An 18,364-nucleotide genomic window follows, 5' to 3' on the forward strand; every position below is an offset into this window, starting at 1 on the left:
AGATGCCCTCGTCGGCCAGCGCCTTCAGCTCCGGCTCCACCACGAACTCGCGGATGTCGGGGGCCAGCAGCGAGTCCAGGTCGATGTCGGAGGCGTGCTGCGAGGAGACCACCACGGTGTCCAGGCGCACGGCGTTGTCGCCGTCGTACTCGATGGTGACCTGTGTCTTGCCGTCGGGGCGCAGGTAGGGGATGGTCCCGTTCTTGCGCACCTCGGACAGGCGCTTGGCCAGCCGGTGGGCCAGGGTGATCGGCAGCGGCATCAGCTCCGGCGTGTCGTCGCACGCGTAGCCGAACATCAGTCCCTGGTCGCCGGCGCCCTGCTTGTCGAGCTCGTCGTCGTCGCCCTCGACCCGGTTCTCGTAGGCGTCGTCGACACCCTGCGCGATGTCCGGGGACTGGGCGCCGATGGACACCGACACCCCGCAGGACGCGCCGTCGAAACCCTTCTTGGACGAGTCGTAGCCGATCTCCAGGATCTTCTCCCGGACCAGCTGCGCGATCGGCGCATACGCCTTGGTGGTGACCTCACCGGCCACATGCACCTGACCAGTGGTGATCAACGTCTCCACAGCGACCCGCGACGAGGGGTCGTCCTTGAGGAGGGCGTCGAGAATGGTGTCGCTGATCTGGTCAGCGATCTTGTCGGGGTGACCCTCGGTCACGGACTCCGAAGTGAACAGGCGGCGAGACACAGCGCTCCCTGAGTTGCAGCGGCTGCTGACTGAACTGCCGGGTCGATGCTGACCCCGGCGGTCCGGAAAGACTTATGGAGGACTACTGCGGGGAGTGTAACCAAAGGAACCCGCATGGCATCCACAGGGTCTCATTCTTTGGATCTCACAGTGGCTGTTTTTGAGACCCGGCAGAGGTCAGCGCAGCCGCTCGGCGACCAGATCCCACAGCAGATCGGCCAGCGCCGCCTTCGGACCGAAGGGCACCGCCTTCTCCGCACCGTCCCTCGAAAGGATGACCGCCTCGTTGTCGGCGCTGCCGAAGGCCCGGCCCCCGCCGACCTCGTTGACCACCAGCAGGTCGCAGCCCTTACGGGCCAGCTTGGCCCGTCCGTTGGCGAGCGCGTTGTCGGTCTCGGCGGCGAAGCCGACGACCACCTGGTCCGGCGCCTGCCGGTGCTCGGAGATCTCGGCGAGGACGTCGGGGTTGCGCACGAGCTCCACAGGCGCGGGCAGCTCGCCCTCCACCTTCTTGATCTTCACGGGGTTGTAGTGCGCGGGACGGAAGTCGGCGACGGCGGCCGCCATCACCACGGCGTCGGCGTCGGCCGCGGCGGTCAGCACCGCCTCCCGCAGCTCGGCCGCGGTTCCGACCCGGACCAGGTCCACCCCGGCCGGGTCCGGCAGATCGGTGTTGGCGGCGACCAGGGTGACCCGCGCCCCCCGGGCGGCGGCGACCGCGGCCAGCGCGTAGCCCTGGCGCCCGGTGGAGAGGTTGCCGAGGAAGCGCACCGGGTCCAGCGGCTCCCTGGTGCCGCCGGCGGAGACCACCAGGTGGCGACCGGCCAGATCGGCCTGCCCGGCGTCGGCGCCCCGGGTCAGCACCCGCCGGCACAGCTCGAAGATCGCGTCCGGGTCGGGGAAGCGGCCCTTGCCGGTGTCCGTGCCGGTGAGCCGGCCCACGGCGGGCTCGATCACCACCGCGCCGCGGCGGCGCAGTGTGGCGACGTTCTCCTGGGTGGCCGGGTGCTCCCACATCTCGGTGTGCATCGCCGGGGCGAAGACCACCGGGCACCGCGCCGTCAGCAGGGTGTTGGTGAGCAGGTCGTCGGCGATCCCGTGGGCGGCCTTGGCCATGATGTCGGCGGTCGCCGGGGCGATCACCAGCAGGTCGGCGTGCTGTCCGATCCGCACGTGCGGGACCTCGTGCACGCCCTCCCAGACCTCGGTGGAGACCGGCTTGCCCGACAGCGCGGACCAGGTCGCAGCGCCGACGAAGTTCAGCGCGGACGCCGTCGGCACCACCCGCACGTCGTGCCCGGACTCCGAGAAGCGCCGCAGCAGCTCGCACGCCTTGTAGGCGGCGATGCCCCCGCTGACACCCAGGACGACGTTCACTCTTCGACCACTCCCCTGCTCACTCCGGTACACGCGCACACAAAAGCCGCGGCCCGAGCATGCTACGGGCCGCGGCGACGTGATGCCGTGCGAGGGTCGCCCCGGTTGCGGGTCGACTCAGCAGTGGTGGCTTGGCTACTGCGCGTCGATCGCCTCGGCGGTCAGCATGCCGGCGTTGATCTCGCGGAGCGCGATCGACAGCGGCTTCTCGTGGACGTGGGTGTCGACCAGCGGGCCGACGTACTCCAGCAGGCCCTCGCCGAGCTGCGAGTAGTAGGCGTTGATCTGGCGCGCGCGCTTGGCCGCGTAGATCACCAGGCTGTACTTGGAGTCGGTGGCCTCGAGCAGCTCATCGATCGGCGGGTTGATGATGCCTTCGGGCGCTGTCATCGAAGAGGACACGCGGGAACCTTCCGGAGAAAATGATCAGACTACGTTGAGCAAGGCTAGCAGTTCCGCCGCTACACCCTCGACCGAGTGGTTGACCAGAGTGGTGTCGAACTCGCTTTCAGCGGCGAGTTCCACCTTGGCGGTGCGCAGCCGCTCGTCGATGACCTGCTGCGGCTCGGTGCCGCGGCCGGTGAGGCGGCGGACCAGCTCGTCCCAGGAGGGCGGGGCCAGGAAGACGGACTGGGCCTCGGGCATGCTCTCGCGGACCTGCCGGGCGCCCTGGAGGTCGATCTCCAGCAGAACGGGCTCGCCTCGTTCCAGCTTGTCCAGCACGGCCTGCCGGGGCGTGCCGTAGTGGTTGCCGGCGAAGACCGCCCACTCGAGCAGTTCGCCGTTGGCGACCATCTTGGCGAACTCGTCCTCGTCGACGAAGTAGTACTGCACACCGTGCTTCTCGCCGGGCCGCGGCTTGCGAGTGGTCGCGGAGACGGACAGCCATACTTCGGGGTGCTTCTGGCGCATAAAGCTGACGACCGTGCTCTTGCCGACCCCTGAAGGGCCGGAGAGCACGGTCAGCCGCGGACGTTCACTCATGTACCGATTATCCAGGAACCGGGACGGTTCTCGAACCATCGGCACACATCGGACCGGATCAGGCCGGGGCGCCGCCGAACTCGCGCTCCAGGGAAGCGATCTGGTTGGTACCGAGACCGCGGACCCGGCGGGACTCGGAGATGCCGAGCCGCTCCATGATCTGCTTGGCCCGGACCTTGCCGACGCCGGGGAGGGACTCAAGGAGAGCCGACACCTTCATCTTGCCGATGACGTCGTTCTCCTGGCCGGCCTTGATGACCTCGTGGAGCGAGGCACCGCTGTGCTTCAGCCGATTCTTGATCTCGGCGCGCTCCCGGCGAGCCTCAGCTGCCTTGGCGAGCGCAGCGGTGCGCTGCTCAGGGGTAAGGGGCGGAAGTGCCACGCCGTTCACCTCAGTGATTCGAACGAATAGGACAGGACTGGTGCTGTGGACCGCTGAGGAACCTAGTAGCTCTGACCTGCAAGAGCAACGTGGAACACGCCCCTCAGTGGACTTACCGCCGGACACTACCCCTCTGCGCGGTCCGCGTCAGGAAAAAGCACAGAAAAGTCCTGGTCAGACTCTGCCGACCAGGACTTTTCCGGACATAACCACCGGTTTGACGGGGGTTGTCGCCCCGCGCTCCGGGCGCCTTCGCCATTCGAAACCCCGAGCGAATCAAATCCGCTGATCAGGAGCACACAAGGTGTTCACGAAAGCATCACACGAACGAGCGATCCAGCTGATGTTCAGCCGATCGCCCTACGTACCTCGTCCACAAACCGAGCAGACGCCTCGCGCAGAGCGGCGACCGAGGGGCCGTGCTTCAACACGTCGCGGCTGACGCTCGGCAGGACATTGGCGGCCGCCGCGCCGAACACCGCGGGCAGGTCCGCCGGGGTCGCGCCCTGGGCGCCGACGCCGGGGGCCAGCAGCGGGCCGTTGATGTCCAGCTCGGCGTCGATGTCCCGGAGGGTGGCCCCGACGACCGCGCCGAAGCTGCCCATCGGGTGCGCGTCGGCGTTCTCGGCGGCGAGCTGCCGCAGGACCGACTGGGCCACGGTGAGGCCGTCCGCCCCCCTGGCCAGTTGAACCGTGCCGCCTTCCGGATTGGAGGTCAGCGCCAGCGCGAAGATCCCGGAGCCGCTCGCCCGGGCGGCGTCCACGGCCGGGCGCAGCGAGCCGAAGCCCAGGTACGGCGACACCGTCACCGCGTCGGAGAACAGCGGGCTGGTCGGCGCGAGGAAGGCGTCGGCGTAGGCGGCCATGGTCGAGCCGATGTCACCGCGCTTGGCGTCCATCAGTACCAGCGCGCCCGCCGAGCGCGCGTCGGCCACGGCCCGCTCCAGCACCGCGATGCCCTTGCTGCCGAAGCGCTCGAAGAACGCGCTCTGCGGCTTCAGCACGGCCACCTCTCCCGCCAGCGCCTCCACCACGGTCCGGGCGAACCGCTCCAGACCGGCGACGTCGTCGCCGAGCCCCCAGGCCTCCAGCAGCGCCGCGTGCGGGTCGATGCCCACACAGAGCGGGCCACGCTTGTCCATGGCCTGGCGCAGACGGGTGCCGAACGGGGCTGTCATGGCTGAACTCCTTGGTGGGGCTGGTGCTGGGGCTGGTGCTGGGGGTTGTGGTGCGGCTGGTGCGCGAGGCCGATGGCGTCGGTGAGCTTGCCGAAGCCGCGTTCGGCCAGGGCCTGGCGCAGTTCGGTGAGGACCCGCAGCGGGGCCGAGGGGTCGTTGAAGACGGTCGTGCCGACCGCGATCCCGGAGGCGCCGGCGAGGACGAACTCCAGGGCGTCCAGCCCGGTCCTGATGCCGCCCATGCCCAGGATCGGCACCACCGGCATCGTCCCGGCCCGCATCGCGGCTTGCACCTGGTAGACGCAGCGCACCGCCACCGGGCGGACCGCCGGCCCGGAAAGGCCGCCGGTGCCTCCGGCGAGGGCCGGGCGCATGGTCGTGGTGTCGATGGCCATGCCCAGCAGGGTATTGATCATGGACAGGCCGTCGGCGCCGGCCCGGACGCAGGCCGCCGCGATCTCGGTGATCGAGGTGACGTCCGGGGTGAGCTTGGCGTAGACCGGCAGCGCCGGGTCGGTGACCTCGCGCACCGCGGCTATCACGTCGTACGAGGTGGCCGGGTTGCAGCCGAAGACCAGGCCGCGGTTGGCGGCGTTGGGGAAGGAGATGTTGACCTCGATGCCTACCACCCCGGGCCGGCCGGCCAGCGCCTCCGCGGTCTCGGCGAACTCCTCGACCCGCTCCCCCGCGATGGACACCAGCACCCGGGCGCCGCGCTCGGCCAGCCAGGGCAGCTCGTGCTCGACGAAGTGCTCGATCCCGGCGCCCGGCAGGCCGATGGAGTTGAGCATCCCGCTCGGTGTCTCCGCCAGCCGCGGCGTCGGCTGCCCCGCACGCGGATAGGGCATGATCGTCTTGGTGGTGATCGATCCCAGCTCGGCCAGCGGCTGGAACCTGGCCAGCTCCCGGCCGTAGCCGGCGCAGCCGGAGGCGGTGGTCACCGGATTGGGCAGGGTGCCGTTGCCGAACGGCGCGGTGAGGTCGACGTCGTGCGCGTCCACGGTTCAGTGCACTCCCATCGCTGCGGCGCCGTCCACGTCCGCGGGGATCGTACCGATGTCGTCCCAGCGGACCCGGGTGCCGTCGAAGCAGGGGCCGTCGACGCAGGAGCGGACGAAGCGGCTGACCCCGTCCTCACCGACGACCGGGAGGACGCAGGTCATGCAGACCCCCACCCCGCAGGCCATCCTCTCCTCCACCGCGCAGAAACTGCGCGCCCCCTCGGCGGTGGCGACCTCGGTGACGGCCCGCAGCATGGCCGCGGGACCGCAGGAGTAGACCGCCTGGGCTCCGATCGCCTTGACCGCCTCCGCGAGCGGCAGCGTGGCCAGGCCCTTTATCCCGGCCGAGCCGTCGTCGGTGGTGACCAGCACGTCCGGGGTGAGCGCGCGGGCCGTCTCGACGCCGAACAGCCGCTCGGCGGTGGTGGCGCCCAGGATGAAGCCGACCGCGCCGCCCTGCGCCGCGATCTGCTCGGCGAGCGCGAACAGCGGCGCGCTGCCGTAGCCGCCGGCCACGAACAGCGCCGTCATCGGCCCGGCCGGCTGCGGGAACGCCGTCCCGAGCGGCGCGACCAGGTCCACCGTCCCGCCGACCCGGCTGCGCAGCAGTTCCCTGGTGCCGCGCCCGCGCTCGGCGACCACCAGCGAGACCGTCTCCGCGGCCGGGTCGGCCCGGTGGATCCAGAAGGCGCGCCGCAGCAGCATGGACGAGTCCTCGCCGCCGACCGCCAGAGCGGCGAAGTGGCCGGGGCGCACCCGCGCGGCGACACCGGGGGCGTGCAGCAGGAGCTGCTGATAGGCCCCCGCAGCAGTGATGCCCAGGACCTCCGCCCGTAGTTGGAGGGGGTGCGCCATGCGATCACCTTCCGTTGGACGCGCCGACTGCTTCGCTCAGAGTGGCATGCCCGCTCGCCCGGAGTCGCGCAGCCAGACCTCGGTGCAGCTTCCGGCACCAGAAGGGGCCCTCGTAGATGAAGGCACTGTAGCCCTGGATCAGCGTGGCGCCGGCGGTGATCCGCTCCCAGGCGTCGTCGGCGGTCTCGATGCCGCCCACCGACACCAGCGCCAGCCGGTCGCCGGTGCGGGCGTGCAGCCGCCGCAGCACCTCCAGCGAACGCTCCTTCAGCGGCGCGCCGGACAGCCCGCCCGTACCGGCCGCCTCGACCTTGGCCGCGTCGGTACGCAGGCCCTCGCGGCCGATGGTGGTGTTGGTGGCGATGATGCCGTCCAGGCCCAGCTCCAGCGCCAGGTCGGCGACCTCGTCGATGTCGGCGTCGGCCAGGTCCGGTGCGATCTTGACCAGCAGCGGGACGTGCCCCCGCGCGGACCCGGCGTCCAGGGTCCCGCGGACCGCGGTGAGCAGTGGGCGGAGCTGGTCCACCGCTTGGAGGTCGCGAAGCCCGGGTGTGTTGGGCGAGCTGACGTTGACGACGAAGTAGTCGGCGTGCCGGGCCAGGCGCTCGGTACTGGCCACGTAGTCGGCGACGGCCTCGGCCTCCGGCACCACCTTGGTCTTGCCGATGTTGACTCCGACGACAGTTCGGGAGCCGCGCGGTCGGGCGGCGAGGCGGGCTGCGACGGCGGCCGAGCCCTCGTTGTTGAAGCCCATCCGGTTGACCAGCGCGCGGTCCTCGATCAGCCGGAACAGCCGCGGGGCCGGATTGCCCGGCTGGGGCTGCGCGGTGACGGTCCCGATCTCGACGTAGTCGAACCCGAGCATCGACAGCCCGTCGATCCCCACCGCGTTCTTGTCGAACCCGGCCGCCAGCCCGAACGGACCGGGCAGGTCCAGCCCGAGGGCCTTCACCCGCAACGCGGGGTCCTTCGGGGCGAGCACACTCCGTACCAAGGTGCGGAGCCCCGGCACGGACGAGGCGAGCCTGATCCAGAAGAACGCCATGTGGTGCGCCTTCTCCGGATCCAACCGCTTGAAAACCAACGTGAAGAACAGGCCGTACAAAGCCTCGCCTTTCAGCAGGGATGACCACGGGGGCGCGGGGAACTGCGCGACCAGCCCTCTACGAAGGTGCGTGGTTGGCAGCGCAGTTCCCCGCGCCCCTGATGGCTCGCGTCAGCGAGTTGCGTTGAGCTGGGCTGCGTGTTCCTGGAGGGAACGGACGCCGATGTCGCCCCGGACCAGCGAGTCGATGCCCTGCACCGCCGCCCCCATCGCCTGAACCGTCGTCAGACACGGCACCGAGCGCGCGACAGCCGCCGTGCGGATCTCGTAGCCGTCCAGGCGGCTGCCGGTGCCGTACGGCGTGTTGATGATGAGGTCGACCTCGCCGTCGTGGATCAGCTGGACGATGGTGCGCTCGCCGTCCGCGCCAGGACCTTCGCTGTGCTTGCGCACCACCCTCGCGTCGATCCCGTTGCGGCGCAGGATCTCCGCCGTGCCCGAGGTGGCCAGCACCTCGAAGCCGAGGCCGACCAGCGCGCGGGCCGGGAAGACCAGGTTGCGCTTGTCGCGGTTGGCCACCGAGACGAACACCCGGCCCTTGGTCGGCAGCGCCCCGTACGCCCCGGCCTGCGACTTGGCGTAGGCGGTGCCGAAGGTGGTGTCGATGCCCATCACCTCGCCGGTGGAGCGCATCTCCGGGCCGAGCACGGTGTCCACCCCGCGCCCGTGGATGTCGCGGAAGCGGCTCCAGGGCATCACGGCTTCCTTGACCGCGATCGGGGAGTCGATCGGCAGCGTGCCGCCGTCGCCCTCCTTGGGCAGCATCCCCTCGTCCCGCAGGTCGGCGATGGTCGCGCCGAGCGAGATCCGGGCCGCGGCCTTGGCCAGCGGCACCGCCGTCGCCTTGGAGGTGAACGGCACCGTCCGGGACGCGCGCGGGTTGGCCTCCAGGACGTAGAGGATGTCCCCGGCCATGGCGAACTGGATGTTGATCAGCCCGCGCACGCCGACACCCCGGGCGATGGCCTCGGTGGAGGCCCGCAGCCGCTTGATGTCGAACCCGCCGAGGGTGATCGGCGGCAGCGCGCAGGCGGAGTCGCCGGAGTGGATGCCGGCCTCCTCGATGTGCTCCATCACGCCGCCGAGGTACAGCTCCTCGCCGTCGAACAGGGCGTCGACGTCGATCTCGATGGCGTCGTCCAGGAAGCGGTCGATCAGCACCGGGTGCTCGGAGATCAGCCCGGCGTGGCGCTTGAGGTAGTCGGCCAGCGAGGGCTCGTCGTAGACGATCTCCATACCGCGTCCGCCCAGCACGTAGCTGGGGCGGGCCAGCACCGGGTAGCCGATCTCGTCGGCGATGGCCTTGGCCTCCTCGAAGGAGAAGGCGGTGCCGTGCTTGGGCGCGGGCAGCCCGGCCTCGCGCAGTACCCGGCCGAAGGCGCCGCGCTCCTCGGCCAGGTCGATGGCCTCGGGCTGGGTGCCGACGATCGGCACGCCGTTGTCCTTGAGCGCCTGCGCCAGCCCCAGCGGGGTCTGCCCGCCCAGCTGCACGATGACGCCCGCGACCGGACCGGCCTGGGTCTCGGCGTGGACGATCTCCAGCACGTCCTCCAGGGTGAGCGGCTCGAAGTAGAGTCGGTCGGAGGTGTCGTAGTCGGTGGAGACGGTCTCCGGGTTGCAGTTGACCATCACGGTCTCGTAGCCGGCGTCGCTGAGCGCGAAGGAGGCGTGGACGCAGGAGTAGTCGAACTCGATGCCCTGGCCGATGCGGTTGGGCCCGGAGCCGAGGATCAGCACGGCCGGTTTGGTGCGCGGCGCGACCTCGCTCTCCTCGTCGTAGGAGGAGTAGAAGTACGGGGTCTTGGCGGCGAACTCGGCGGCGCAGGTGTCCACGGTCTTGAAGACCGGGCGGATGCCCAGTGCGTGCCGCACCTCGCGGACCACGTCCGAACTGAGGCCGCGGATCTCGCCGATCTGCAGGTCGGAGAAGCCGTGCCGCTTGGCGTGGCGCAGCAGCTCGGGGTCGAGCTTCTCGGCGGCGGCCAGCTCCTCGGCGATCTCGTGGATCAGGAAGAGCTGGTCCACGAACCAGGGGTCGATCTTCGTGGCGTCGAAGACCTCGCGCGGGCTGGCCCCGGCCCGGATGGCGTCCATCACGGTGTTGATCCGGCCGTCCGTCGGGACCTGGGCCTTCGTCAGCAGCTCGTCCTTGTCGCCGGGCTCACCGGTGAAGTCGAACTGCGAGCCCTTCTTCTCCAGCGACCGCAGCGCCTTGTTCAGCGCCTCGGGGAAGTTGCGGCCCAGGGCCATCGCCTCGCCGACCGACTTCATGGTGGTGGTCAGGGTGGCGTCGGCGGAGGGGAACTTCTCGAAGGCGAACCGCGGGACCTTGACCACGACGTAGTCGAGCGTCGGCTCGAACGAGGCCGGGGTCTTCTCGGTGATGTCGTTGGGGATCTCGTCCAGGGTGTAGCCGACGGCGAGCTTGGCCGCGATCTTGGCGATCGGGAAGCCGGTCGCCTTGGAGGCCAGCGCGGAGGAGCGGGAGACCCGCGGGTTCATCTCGATGACGATGATGCGGCCGTCGTCGGGGTTGATCGCGAACTGGATGTTGCAGCCGCCGGTGTCGACGCCGACCTCGCGGATGATGGCGATGCCGATGTCGCGCAGCCGCTGGTACTCGCGGTCGGTGAGGGTCATCGCCGGGGCGACGGTGATCGAGTCGCCGGTGTGCACGCCCATCGGGTCGAAGTTCTCGATGGAGCAGACGACCACGACGTTGTCGTTGCGGTCGCGCATCAGCTCCAGCTCGTACTCCTTCCAGCCGAGGATGGACTCCTCCAGGAGCACCTCGGTGGTCGGCGAGAGGGTCAGGCCCTGTCCGGCGATGCGGCGCAGGTCCTCCTCGTCGTGGGCGAAGCCGGAGCCCGCGCCGCCCATGGTGAACGAGGGCCGGACCACGACCGGGTAGCCGCCCAGGGTCTCCACACCGGCCAGGACGTCGTCCATGGAGTGGCAGATCACCGAGCGGGCGGACTCGCCGTAGCCGATCCTGGCCTTGACGGCCTCGACCACGCCCTTGAAGAGCTGGCGGTCCTCGCCCTTGTTGATGGCCTCGACATTGGCGCCGATCAGCTCGACGCCGTACTTGTCCAGGGTGCCGTCCGCGTGCAGCGAGATGGCGGTGTTCAGCGCGGTCTGGCCGCCCAGGGTGGGCAGCAGGACGTCGGGGCGCTCCTTGGCGATGATCTTCTCGACGTACTCGGGGGTGATCGGCTCGACGTAGGTGGCGTCGGCGATCTCCGGGTCGGTCATGATCGTGGCCGGGTTGGAGTTGACCAGGACCACCCGCAGGCCCTCGGCCTTGAGCACCCGGCAGGCCTGGGTCCCGGAGTAGTCGAACTCGGCCGCCTGGCCGATCACGATCGGGCCGGAACCGATGACCAGGACGGACTGGATGTCGGTGCGCTTAGGCACGCTGGCCCTCCATGAGCTCAAAGAAGCGGTCGAACAGGTAGGCGGCGTCGTGCGGACCGGCCGCCGCCTCCGGGTGGTACTGCACGCTGAAGGCGGGCTGGTCGAGCAGCTGCAGGCCCTCGACCACGTTGTCGTTGAGGCAGACGTGCGAGACGGTGACCCGCCCGTAGGGGGTCTGCGTCTCGCCCTCCAGCGGGGCGTCCACGGCGAAGCCGTGGTTGTGCGCCGTGACCTCGACCTTGCCGGTGGTGCGGTCCTGCACCGGCTGGTTGATGCCGCGGTGGCCGTACTTGAGCTTGTAGGTGCCGAAGCCCAGGGCCCGGCCGAGCAGCTGGTTGCCGAAGCAGATGCCGAAGAACGGCGTCTTCCGGCCCAGCACCTCGCGCAGCACCGCGACCTGCCCCTCGGCGGTGGCCGGGTCGCCGGGGCCGTTGGAGAAGAACACGCCGTCGGGGGCGACCGCGTAGACGTCCTCGGCGGTGGCGTCGGCGGGCAGCACGTGCACCTCGATGCCGCGCTCGGCCATCCGGTGCGGGGTCATCCCCTTGATGCCCAGGTCCAGGGCGGCCACGGTGAACCGCTTGGTCCCTATGGCCGGGACGACGTAGGTCTCGTCGGTGGCGACCTCGCCGCACAGGTCGGCGCCCGCCATCTGCGGGGCCTGGCGGACCCGCTCCAGCAGGGTGGCGTCGTCGGCCAGGGCCGGACCCGAGAAGATGCCGCAGCGCATGGCGCCGCTCTCGCGCAGATGGCGGGTGAGCGCGCGGGTGTCGATACCGCTGATACCGACGACGCCCTGTTCGACCAGCTCGTCGTCCAGCGAGCGTCGCGAGCGCCAGTTGGAGGGCAGCCTGGCCGGGTCGCGGACCACGTAGCCGGCCACCCAGATCTGCTTGGACTCGTCGTCCTCGTCGTTCCAGCCGGTGTTGCCGATCTGCGGGGCCGTCATGGTGACGACCTGGCGGTGGTAGGAGGGGTCGGTCAGAGTCTCCTGATAGCCCGTCATCCCGGTGTTGAAGACGGCCTCGCCGAAGGTCTCACCGATGGCGCCGTATGCCTGGCCGCGGAAGATCCGTCCGTCCTCAAGGACGTAGACGGCGGGCTTCCTCTCCGTACGTGCGGTCATCATGCGCCTTCCTCGTCTGTTGCCTGTCCAGCGGCCACCTTCGCGTGCGCCTTCAGCAGCACCTCGATCGCGGTGACCCAGTTCTCGTGCTCGGCCGGGTGGTCGGCCCTGACCCCGGTGTCCAGCAGCTTGCCGCCGTGCTCCCAGGTGACGACCAGCAGGCCGCCCTCGGGGACCACCTTCCCGGCGATGCCCTTGTCGGTGCGCGCCCCGCGCAGCGCCGCGATCGGGACGAAGAAGCTCGCCGAAGCGGGGCGGACCACGTCCAGGCCGTCGGGGCGCAGGGTCAGCTCGACCAGGCTGCGCTCACCGAGCCGGTGGGCCACCACCCGGTCCAGCCAGTCGCCGGCCGAGGTGGTGCCGAAGTAGCGGCCCTCCAGCTCCAGCACGGACTCGGTGGTCGCCTTGGGCGCGACCGGCAGCGCGGGCAGCCCCGACTGCTGGGTCCTGCGCCAGTTCCAGCCCTGCCGCATCAGCCAGTACAGCAGCCCGACCACGATGAGCAGGCCGATGACCCAGCCGATCAGATCGCCCACATGGGTGACCGGCGCGGAGTGCGGCGACTGCGCCAGTTCCAGGTGGCGCGCCATGACCAGGCTCATACGAGTTCACCGTCCAGTACCGTCGCCCTGCCGCGGAGGAAGGTGGCCACCACACGTCCGGGCAGGTCACGGCCTCGGTAGGGGGTGTTTCGGCTGCGGGTGGCGAAGCTGTCGGGGTTCACCGCTCCACGGTACGCGGGGTCGACCAGGACGAGGTTGGCCGGTTCGTCCACCGAGACGGGACGTCCCTGCCCGGTGGGACCGGCCTGGTTGATCCCGCTGATGGCGGCGGGTCGGTGCGACATCCGCTGGGCGACGTCGGCCCAGCCCATCAGGCCGGTGTCCACCATGGTCTGCTGCACCACCGACAGCGCGGTCTCCAGGCCGACCATGCCCATGGCCGCGGCGGCCCACTCGCAGTCCTTGTCCTCGGACGGGTGCGGGGCGTGGTCGGTGGCGACGGCGTCGATGGTGCCGTCGGCGAGGGCCTCGCGCAGGGCGAGCACATCGGCCTCGGTGCGCAGCGGCGGGTTCACCTTGTAGACGGGGTCGTAGGAGCGGACCAGCTCGTCGGTCAGCAGCAGGTGGTGCGGGGTGACCTCGGCGGTGACGTCCCAGCCCTTGGACTTGGCCCAGCGGATGATCTCGACCGAGCCTGCCGTGGAGACATGGCAGACGTGCAGCCGCGAGCCGACGTGGGCGGCGAGCAGCACATCCCTGGCGATGATCGACTCCTCGGCCACGGCCGGCCAGCCGCGCAGGCCCAGCTCGCCGGAGACGGTGCCCTCGTTCATCTGGGCGCCCTCGGTCAGCCGGGGCTCCTGGGCGTGCTGGGCGATGACGCCGCCGAAGGCCTTCACGTACTCCAGCGCGCGGCGCATGATCACCGCGTCGTCCACGCACTTGCCGTCGTCGGAGAAGACCCGGACGGAGGCGGCGGAGTCGGCCATGGTGCCGAGCTCGGCCAGCTGCTTGCCCTCCAGGCCGATGGTGACCGCGCCGACCGGCTGCACGTCGCAGTAGCCGGACTCCCGGCCCAGCCGCCAGACCTGCTCGACCACTCCGGCGGTGTCGGCCACCGGGAAGGTGTTGGCCATGGCGTGCACGGCGGTGAAGCCGCCCCTGGCCGCGGCGCGGGTGCCGGTGAGCACGGTCTCGGCGTCCTCGCGGCCGGGCTCGCGCAGATGGGTGTGCAGGTCGACCAGGCCGGGCAGCGCGATCAGGCCCTCGGCCTGGACCACGGTGTCGCCATCGGCGGCGGCCAGTCCGGCGCCGATCTCCGCGATGACGCCGTCCTTCAGGCGCAGGTCCTGGGGCTCTCCGCCGAGGACGCGGGCGTTCTTGATCAGGTAGCTGGTCACTTGCTGTGCTCCTCGGTGGTGCGGGACTCAGGACGTGCGGTGGAGAGGGCGGTGTGGCGCGAAGCGCCTCCGGCAAGGGTGGCGGCGGGCGACGGGAGGGGCGGCTCGGAGCCGCCCAGCAGCAGGTAGAGGACGGCCATCCGGATGGACACGCCGTTGGTGACCTGCTCGACGATGGTGGAGCGGGCCGAGTCGGCGATCTCGGAGGCGATCTCCATGCCGCGCACCATCGGGCCGGGGTGCATCACGATGGCGTGCTCGGGCAGGGCGGCGGCGCGCTTGGCGTCGAGGCCGTAGCGCAGCGAGTACTCGCGCTGGGTGGGGAAGAAGGCAGCGTTCATCCGCTCCCGCTGGACCCGGAGCATCATCACCGCGTCGCTCTTGGGCAGTACCGCGTCGAGGTCGTAGGAGACCGCGCAGGGCCAGCTCTCGACGCCGTAGGGCACCAGCGTCGGCGGGGCGACCAGGGTGACCTCCGCGCCGAGGGTGTGCAGCAGGCGGACGTTGGAGCGGGCGACCCGGCTGTGCAGCACGTCGCCGACGATGGTGATCCTGCGCCCGTCCAGGTCCCGGCCCAGGCCGGGGTTGAGGTGGCGGCGCATGGTGAAGGCGTCCAGCAGGGCCTGGGTGGGGTGCTCATGGGTGCCGTCCCCGGCGTTGACCACGCTGCCGTGCAGCCAGTCCGACTCGGCCAGCCGCTTCGGGGCGCCCGAGGCGCCGTGCCGGATCACCACCGCGTCGGCGCCCATGGCCTGCAGGGTCAGCGCGGTGTCCTTGAGGGTCTCGCCCTTGGAGACCGAGGAGCCCTTGGCGGAGAAGTTGATGACGTCGGCGGAGAGCCGCTTCTCGGCGACCTCGAAGGAGGTGCGGGTGCGGGTGGAGTCCTCGAAGAAGAGGTTGACCACGGTGCGGCCGCGCAGCGTCGGCAGCTTCTTCACCGCGCGGGTGGAGACCTGGGCCATCTCCTCGGCGGTGTCCAGGATCAGCAGCGCATCGTCGAGGTCGAGGTCGGCGGTGGAGATGAGGTGTCGCTTCACTGGGCGCTCCTGTTCGGGTCGCTGCCGTTGGAGTCGCCGCCGTTCGAGTCGCCGGCGTCGTCGCGGTCGCCGATCAGTACGGCGTCCAGGCCGTCCTCCTCGACCAGCTTCACCTTCACGGCTTCGCGCAGCGAGGTGGGCAGGTTCTTGCCGACGTAGTCGGCGCGGATCGGCAGCTCCCGGTGGCCGCGGTCGACCAGGACGGCGAGCTGGACGGCGCGGGGCCGGCCGAGGTCGCCGAGCGCGTCCAGCGCGGCGCGCACGGTGCGGCCGGAGAACAGCACGTCGTCGACCAGAACGACCAGCCTGCCGTCCAGGCCGCCGGGCGGGATCTCGGTGTGCTCCAGGGCGCGGGCGGGCTTCAGCCGCAGGTCGTCCCGGTACATGGTGATGTCGAGCGTCCCGAACGGGATCTCCCTGCCCGTGATCTGGGCCAGCCGGGCGTGCAGCCGGCGGGCCAGCAGGATGCCGCGGGTGGGAATGCCGAGCAGGACGACGTCCTCCGCGCCCTTGGCGCGTTCCACGATCTCGTGGGCGATACGGGTCAGTGAACGGGCGATGTCGCTCTCGTCCAGGACCTGCCGGGCACTGCCCGGGAGGGTCTCCCCGCTACCGCGGGTCTCGCTACTGCGTGCAGATCTGGTCATGCCGAAGCCGACCTCCTTCCCCGCCTCACCGGACGGGCCTTAAAGGATGCCTCTGGGACGGCCGCCCGCCGAACGTGACGGTGGCCGTCGTCCACCCTACCAGGGCGATCATGCCGCTCCGGGCGACGCCGCAGGCGGGGCGCTGTCCGGGCGTTCGCACGACTGCCCCATTCGGCTTGACCAATCCATATCACTCTGCGTAATCTCACAGTGAGTTACGGCCGGACGACGGAGGTCCACCAACGCACCCTTCCGGTGCCGCTCGGACCAGCCGTCGCAGGGCAGTCACAGCGTCACGCCACATCTCGTCCGGGGAGACCATTTGTCCAGCGACTACGCGAAGCAGCTTGGCGGCAAGCTGCGAGCGATCCGCACCCAGCAGGGCTTGTCACTGCACGGCGTCGAGGAGAAGTCCCAGGGCCGCTGGAAGGCCGTGGTCGTCGGCTCCTACGAGCGCGGGGACCGCGCCGTCACGGTGCAGCGGCTGGCCGAGCTGGCCGAGTTCTACGGGGTCCCGGTACAGGAACTGCTGCCGGGCAGCACCCCGGGCGGTGCGGCCGAGCCGCCGCCGCGCCTGGTGCTCGACCTGGAGCGGCTGTCCCAGGTCCCGTCCGAGAAGGCCGGCCCGCTGCAGCGCTACGCGGCGACCATCCAGAGCCAGCGCGGCGACTACAACGGCAAGGTGCTGTCGATCCGCCAGGACGACCTGCGCACCCTCGCCGTGATCTACGACCAGCCTGCCTCACTGCTCGTCGACCAGCTGATCAGCTGGGGCGTGCTGGACCCGGACGCGCGCCGCGCGGTCCGCGAGGACGACTCGATCTGACGGCTTTCCCGGGGGAAGTCTGAAGAAACGTCACAGCGCAGGCACAGCACGGCAGAACAGGGCCGGTCGTTCCCAACGGGGAGCGGTCGGCCCTGAGTTGTGCTGACGTACGGCGGTCCTGGTGTCAGCCCAGCAGATGACGGTTCATCAGGGCCTCGACGCCGCCGAGGTCGCGGGCCAGCATCAGCTCGACCAGGCGCTCGTGCGCGGCGGCCGATCCGTCGCAGTGCCCGCCCCGGCGCCGGATTCCGTTGACCACGGACAGCAGATAGCGGTTGCCCGCCAGTCCGAGCAGCGGCCCGTGGAAGTCGGCGTCGCCCCCGGAACGGGCCGACGGCAGCAGCGCCTCCAGCTGGGCGCTGCCGGCGGCACGGGCCACCGCCACCGCGCTCGGCGTCTCCAGCAGGGCGCGGATCTCCAGCAGCTCGGCCAGGTCCTGCTCGGTGATCCCCACGATCCGGAAGCCCTTGTTGGGCACCGCCACGACCAGGCCCTCCTTGACCAGGTCGAGCATCGCCTCGCGGACCGGGGTCGCCGAGACGCCGAACCTCGCCGCCAGGGCCGGAGCGGAGTAGACCGTGCCCGGGCTCAGCTCCCCGGCCGCGAGGGCGGCCCGCAGCGCCTGGTTGACCTGGCCGCGCAGGCTGCGGCGCTCCGGGGACACGGCCCCGCCCTCAGCGCCGGTCGAGACGGCGGCCGGCCCGGGAGGTCAGCCCGGCCAGCACCTCCAGCGGCGCCTTGCGGGCGGCGGCGACCACCGCCTTGTAGCGGCGCGAGGGGATGCTGACGGTGCGGCCCCGGGCGAGGTCGCGCATGGCGTCGTCCACCACCCGGTCGGCGTCCAGCCACATCCAGTCACCGACGTCCTTCATGTCGACATCGGCGCGCTGGTGGAACTCGGTGTGGGTGAAGCCCGGGCAGAGGGCGAGCAGGCGCACCCCGGAGCCGGCCGTGTCGCGGGCGATGGACTGGGTGAACTGGACCACCCAGGCCTTGCTGGCGCCGTAGGTGCCGCGCGGGATGAAGGCCGCGACCGACGCGACATTGATGACATAGCCGCGGCCGCGCTCGCGCATCCCCGGCAGCACGGCCGAGGTGAGCCGGAGCACCGCCTCGATGTGCAGCTTGACCATGGCCAGCTCGTCGGCGAGCGGGACCACCAGGAAGGGGTCCTTGAGGCCGAACCCGGCGTTGTTGACCAGCAGGTCGACCGGGTTCTCCGGGTCGGCGAGCCTGGCCTCCACCGCGGCGATGCCCTCGTCGGTGGCCAGGTCGGCCGCCAGCGTCCGGACGGCGACGCCGTACTGCCCGGCCAGCGCGGCGGCGCTCTCCTCGAGTCGGGCGCTGTCCCTGGCGACCAGGACCAGCGCCAGACCGTCCTTGGCGAGGCGGCGGGCGAAGGACGCGCCGATTCCGGCCGTCGCGCCGGTGATGAGTGCAGTGGGCATGATGCGAACCATACCGTTCACTTCACGGGACCTCAGGGTCCCTGGCGCCAACACACCGACAGCGCCCCGGGGCTGACGCAGCTCGGGTCGGTGGGGGTCGCCGAGGCGGACGGCGCCGTCGTCGTCGCGCTGGGGGTGGGCGAGACGGTGGGCGGCACGGTCGGGGCAGTGGGCGACGGCGTCGCTGGGGCCGTCACCGTCACCGTCGCCGACGCGGACGGCGTGGGCGTGGGCGTGGCGGACGCGGACGCGGACGCCGCTGCAGTCGCCGGGGCCGCGGCCGTCCCGGTAACCGCGGCCGGGGGCGACGGCGCCGTGGCGGCGGGGGCCGGGGATGCCGTGGTCGCGGCGGTCGCCGGGGGGGGGGGCCGGTACCGGGGCGGG

At 71.0% G+C, this 18,364-nt stretch carries 19 protein-coding genes; 2 read left to right on the forward strand and 17 right to left on the reverse strand.

Annotation, left to right across the window (positions count from 1 at the left end):
* The 15 genes from TR46_RS28240 to pyrR form a co-directional block, all read right to left on the reverse strand.
* Positions 1–694, reverse strand: a 694-nt coding sequence (locus TR46_RS28240; protein ID WP_042406594.1) for an S-adenosylmethionine synthetase N-terminal domain-containing protein, incomplete at its 3' end; no start/stop codon positions are given.
* A 177-nt stretch (positions 695–871) separates the two neighbouring features.
* Complete coding sequence (coaBC, locus tag TR46_RS28245) at positions 872–2,104, reverse strand: bifunctional phosphopantothenoylcysteine decarboxylase/phosphopantothenate--cysteine ligase CoaBC (protein WP_084719000.1); 1,233 nt, start codon at positions 2,102–2,104, stop codon at positions 872–874.
* A 102-nt stretch (positions 2,105–2,206) separates the two neighbouring features.
* Complete coding sequence (rpoZ, locus tag TR46_RS28250) at positions 2,207–2,473, reverse strand: DNA-directed RNA polymerase subunit omega (RefSeq protein WP_030248832.1); 267 nt, start codon at positions 2,471–2,473, stop codon at positions 2,207–2,209.
* Between the two features lie 24 nt (positions 2,474–2,497).
* Entirely contained in the window at positions 2,498–3,055 is a 558-nt protein-coding gene (gene gmk, locus TR46_RS28255; protein ID WP_042406596.1) for a guanylate kinase, read from the reverse strand.
* Positions 3,056–3,113: 58 nt separating this feature from the next.
* A complete protein-coding gene (locus TR46_RS28260) occupies positions 3,114–3,437 on the reverse strand; it encodes an integration host factor (protein WP_030248828.1) in 324 nt (107 codons plus the stop codon).
* A 347-nt stretch (positions 3,438–3,784) separates the two neighbouring features.
* Positions 3,785–4,615, reverse strand: coding sequence for an orotidine-5'-phosphate decarboxylase (gene pyrF / locus TR46_RS28265; RefSeq protein WP_042406598.1), 831 nt, complete (start codon positions 4,613–4,615; stop codon positions 3,785–3,787).
* Entirely contained in the window at positions 4,612–5,616 is a 1,005-nt protein-coding gene (locus tag TR46_RS28270; protein WP_042406601.1) for a dihydroorotate dehydrogenase, read from the reverse strand. The genes pyrF and TR46_RS28270 overlap by 4 nt, the downstream gene beginning before the upstream one ends.
* Positions 5,617–5,619: 3 nt before the next feature.
* A complete protein-coding gene (locus TR46_RS28275) occupies positions 5,620–6,471 on the reverse strand; it encodes a dihydroorotate dehydrogenase electron transfer subunit (RefSeq protein WP_042406603.1) in 852 nt (283 codons plus the stop codon).
* Between the two features lie 4 nt (positions 6,472–6,475).
* Positions 6,476–7,576, reverse strand: coding sequence for a quinone-dependent dihydroorotate dehydrogenase (locus TR46_RS28280; protein ID WP_042406606.1), 1,101 nt, complete (start codon positions 7,574–7,576; stop codon positions 6,476–6,478).
* A 111-nt stretch (positions 7,577–7,687) separates the two neighbouring features.
* Complete coding sequence (gene carB / locus TR46_RS28285; RefSeq protein WP_042406609.1) at positions 7,688–10,993, reverse strand: carbamoyl-phosphate synthase large subunit; 3,306 nt, start codon at positions 10,991–10,993, stop codon at positions 7,688–7,690.
* Positions 10,986–12,122: a glutamine-hydrolyzing carbamoyl-phosphate synthase small subunit gene (gene carA / locus TR46_RS28290; protein ID WP_439654394.1), complete on the reverse strand. Its 1,137-nt coding sequence runs from the start codon at positions 12,120–12,122 to the stop codon at positions 10,986–10,988. Before carA ends, carB begins: the two co-directional genes overlap by 8 nt.
* Positions 12,119–12,721, reverse strand: a complete 603-nt coding sequence (locus tag TR46_RS28295) for a PH-like domain-containing protein (RefSeq protein ID WP_236655551.1) — start codon at positions 12,719–12,721, stop codon at positions 12,119–12,121. Before TR46_RS28295 ends, carA begins: the two co-directional genes overlap by 4 nt.
* Positions 12,718–14,022, reverse strand: a complete 1,305-nt coding sequence (locus TR46_RS28300; protein WP_042406614.1) for a dihydroorotase — start codon at positions 14,020–14,022, stop codon at positions 12,718–12,720. The genes TR46_RS28295 and TR46_RS28300 overlap by 4 nt, the downstream gene beginning before the upstream one ends.
* On the reverse strand, positions 14,019–15,059 hold the full coding sequence (locus TR46_RS28305) for an aspartate carbamoyltransferase catalytic subunit (RefSeq protein ID WP_042406616.1): 1,041 nt from the start codon (positions 15,057–15,059) through the stop codon (positions 14,019–14,021). Before TR46_RS28305 ends, TR46_RS28300 begins: the two co-directional genes overlap by 4 nt.
* A complete protein-coding gene (pyrR, locus tag TR46_RS28310; protein ID WP_042406620.1) occupies positions 15,056–15,706 on the reverse strand; it encodes a bifunctional pyr operon transcriptional regulator/uracil phosphoribosyltransferase PyrR in 651 nt (216 codons plus the stop codon). The genes TR46_RS28305 and pyrR overlap by 4 nt, the downstream gene beginning before the upstream one ends.
* 322 nt (positions 15,707–16,028) lie before the next feature.
* On the opposite strand from pyrR, the gene bldD reads away from it, so the two are divergent.
* The gene (gene bldD / locus TR46_RS28315) at positions 16,029–16,532 is read left to right on the forward strand and encodes a transcriptional regulator BldD (RefSeq protein WP_042406621.1); all 504 of its coding nucleotides are present in this window, start codon (positions 16,029–16,031) and stop codon (positions 16,530–16,532) included.
* 124 nt (positions 16,533–16,656) lie between these two features.
* On the opposite strand, the gene TR46_RS28320 is transcribed toward bldD, so the two are convergent.
* Together TR46_RS28320 and TR46_RS28325 are read right to left on the reverse strand one after the other, a co-directional pair.
* Complete coding sequence (locus TR46_RS28320) at positions 16,657–17,196, reverse strand: GntR family transcriptional regulator (protein WP_042406623.1); 540 nt, start codon at positions 17,194–17,196, stop codon at positions 16,657–16,659.
* A 10-nt stretch (positions 17,197–17,206) separates the two neighbouring features.
* Complete coding sequence (locus TR46_RS28325) at positions 17,207–17,980, reverse strand: SDR family NAD(P)-dependent oxidoreductase (protein ID WP_042406653.1); 774 nt, start codon at positions 17,978–17,980, stop codon at positions 17,207–17,209.
* A gap of 90 nt (positions 17,981–18,070) precedes the next feature.
* On the opposite strand from TR46_RS28325, the gene TR46_RS42625 reads away from it, so the two are divergent.
* The coding region (locus TR46_RS42625; protein WP_176572819.1) for a hypothetical protein at positions 18,071–18,364 on the forward strand (294 nt) is incomplete at its 3' end.

Origin of the sequence: Streptacidiphilus carbonis (assembly GCF_000787775.1) — a bacterium.
Lineage (GTDB): Bacteria > Actinomycetota > Actinomycetes > Streptomycetales > Streptomycetaceae > Streptacidiphilus > Streptacidiphilus carbonis.

Coding starts and splice junctions, on each gene's coding strand:
- gmk (WP_042406596.1), bottom strand. CDS start 3,055: ATGAGTGAACGTCCGCGGCTGACCGTGCTCTCCGGCCCTTCAGGGGTC.
- TR46_RS28275 (WP_042406603.1), bottom strand. CDS start 6,471: ATGGCGCACCCCCTCCAACTACGGGCGGAGGTCCTGGGCATCACTGCT.
- TR46_RS28325 (WP_042406653.1), bottom strand. CDS start 17,980: ATGCCCACTGCACTCATCACCGGCGCGACGGCCGGAATCGGCGCGTCC.
- carA (WP_439654394.1), bottom strand. CDS start 12,122: ATGATGACCGCACGTACGGAGAGGAAGCCCGCCGTCTACGTCCTTGAG.
- pyrF (WP_042406598.1), bottom strand. CDS start 4,615: ATGACAGCCCCGTTCGGCACCCGTCTGCGCCAGGCCATGGACAAGCGT.
- TR46_RS28295 (WP_236655551.1), bottom strand. CDS start 12,721: ATGAGCCTGGTCATGGCGCGCCACCTGGAACTGGCGCAGTCGCCGCAC.
- pyrR (WP_042406620.1), bottom strand. CDS start 15,706: ATGACCAGATCTGCACGCAGTAGCGAGACCCGCGGTAGCGGGGAGACC.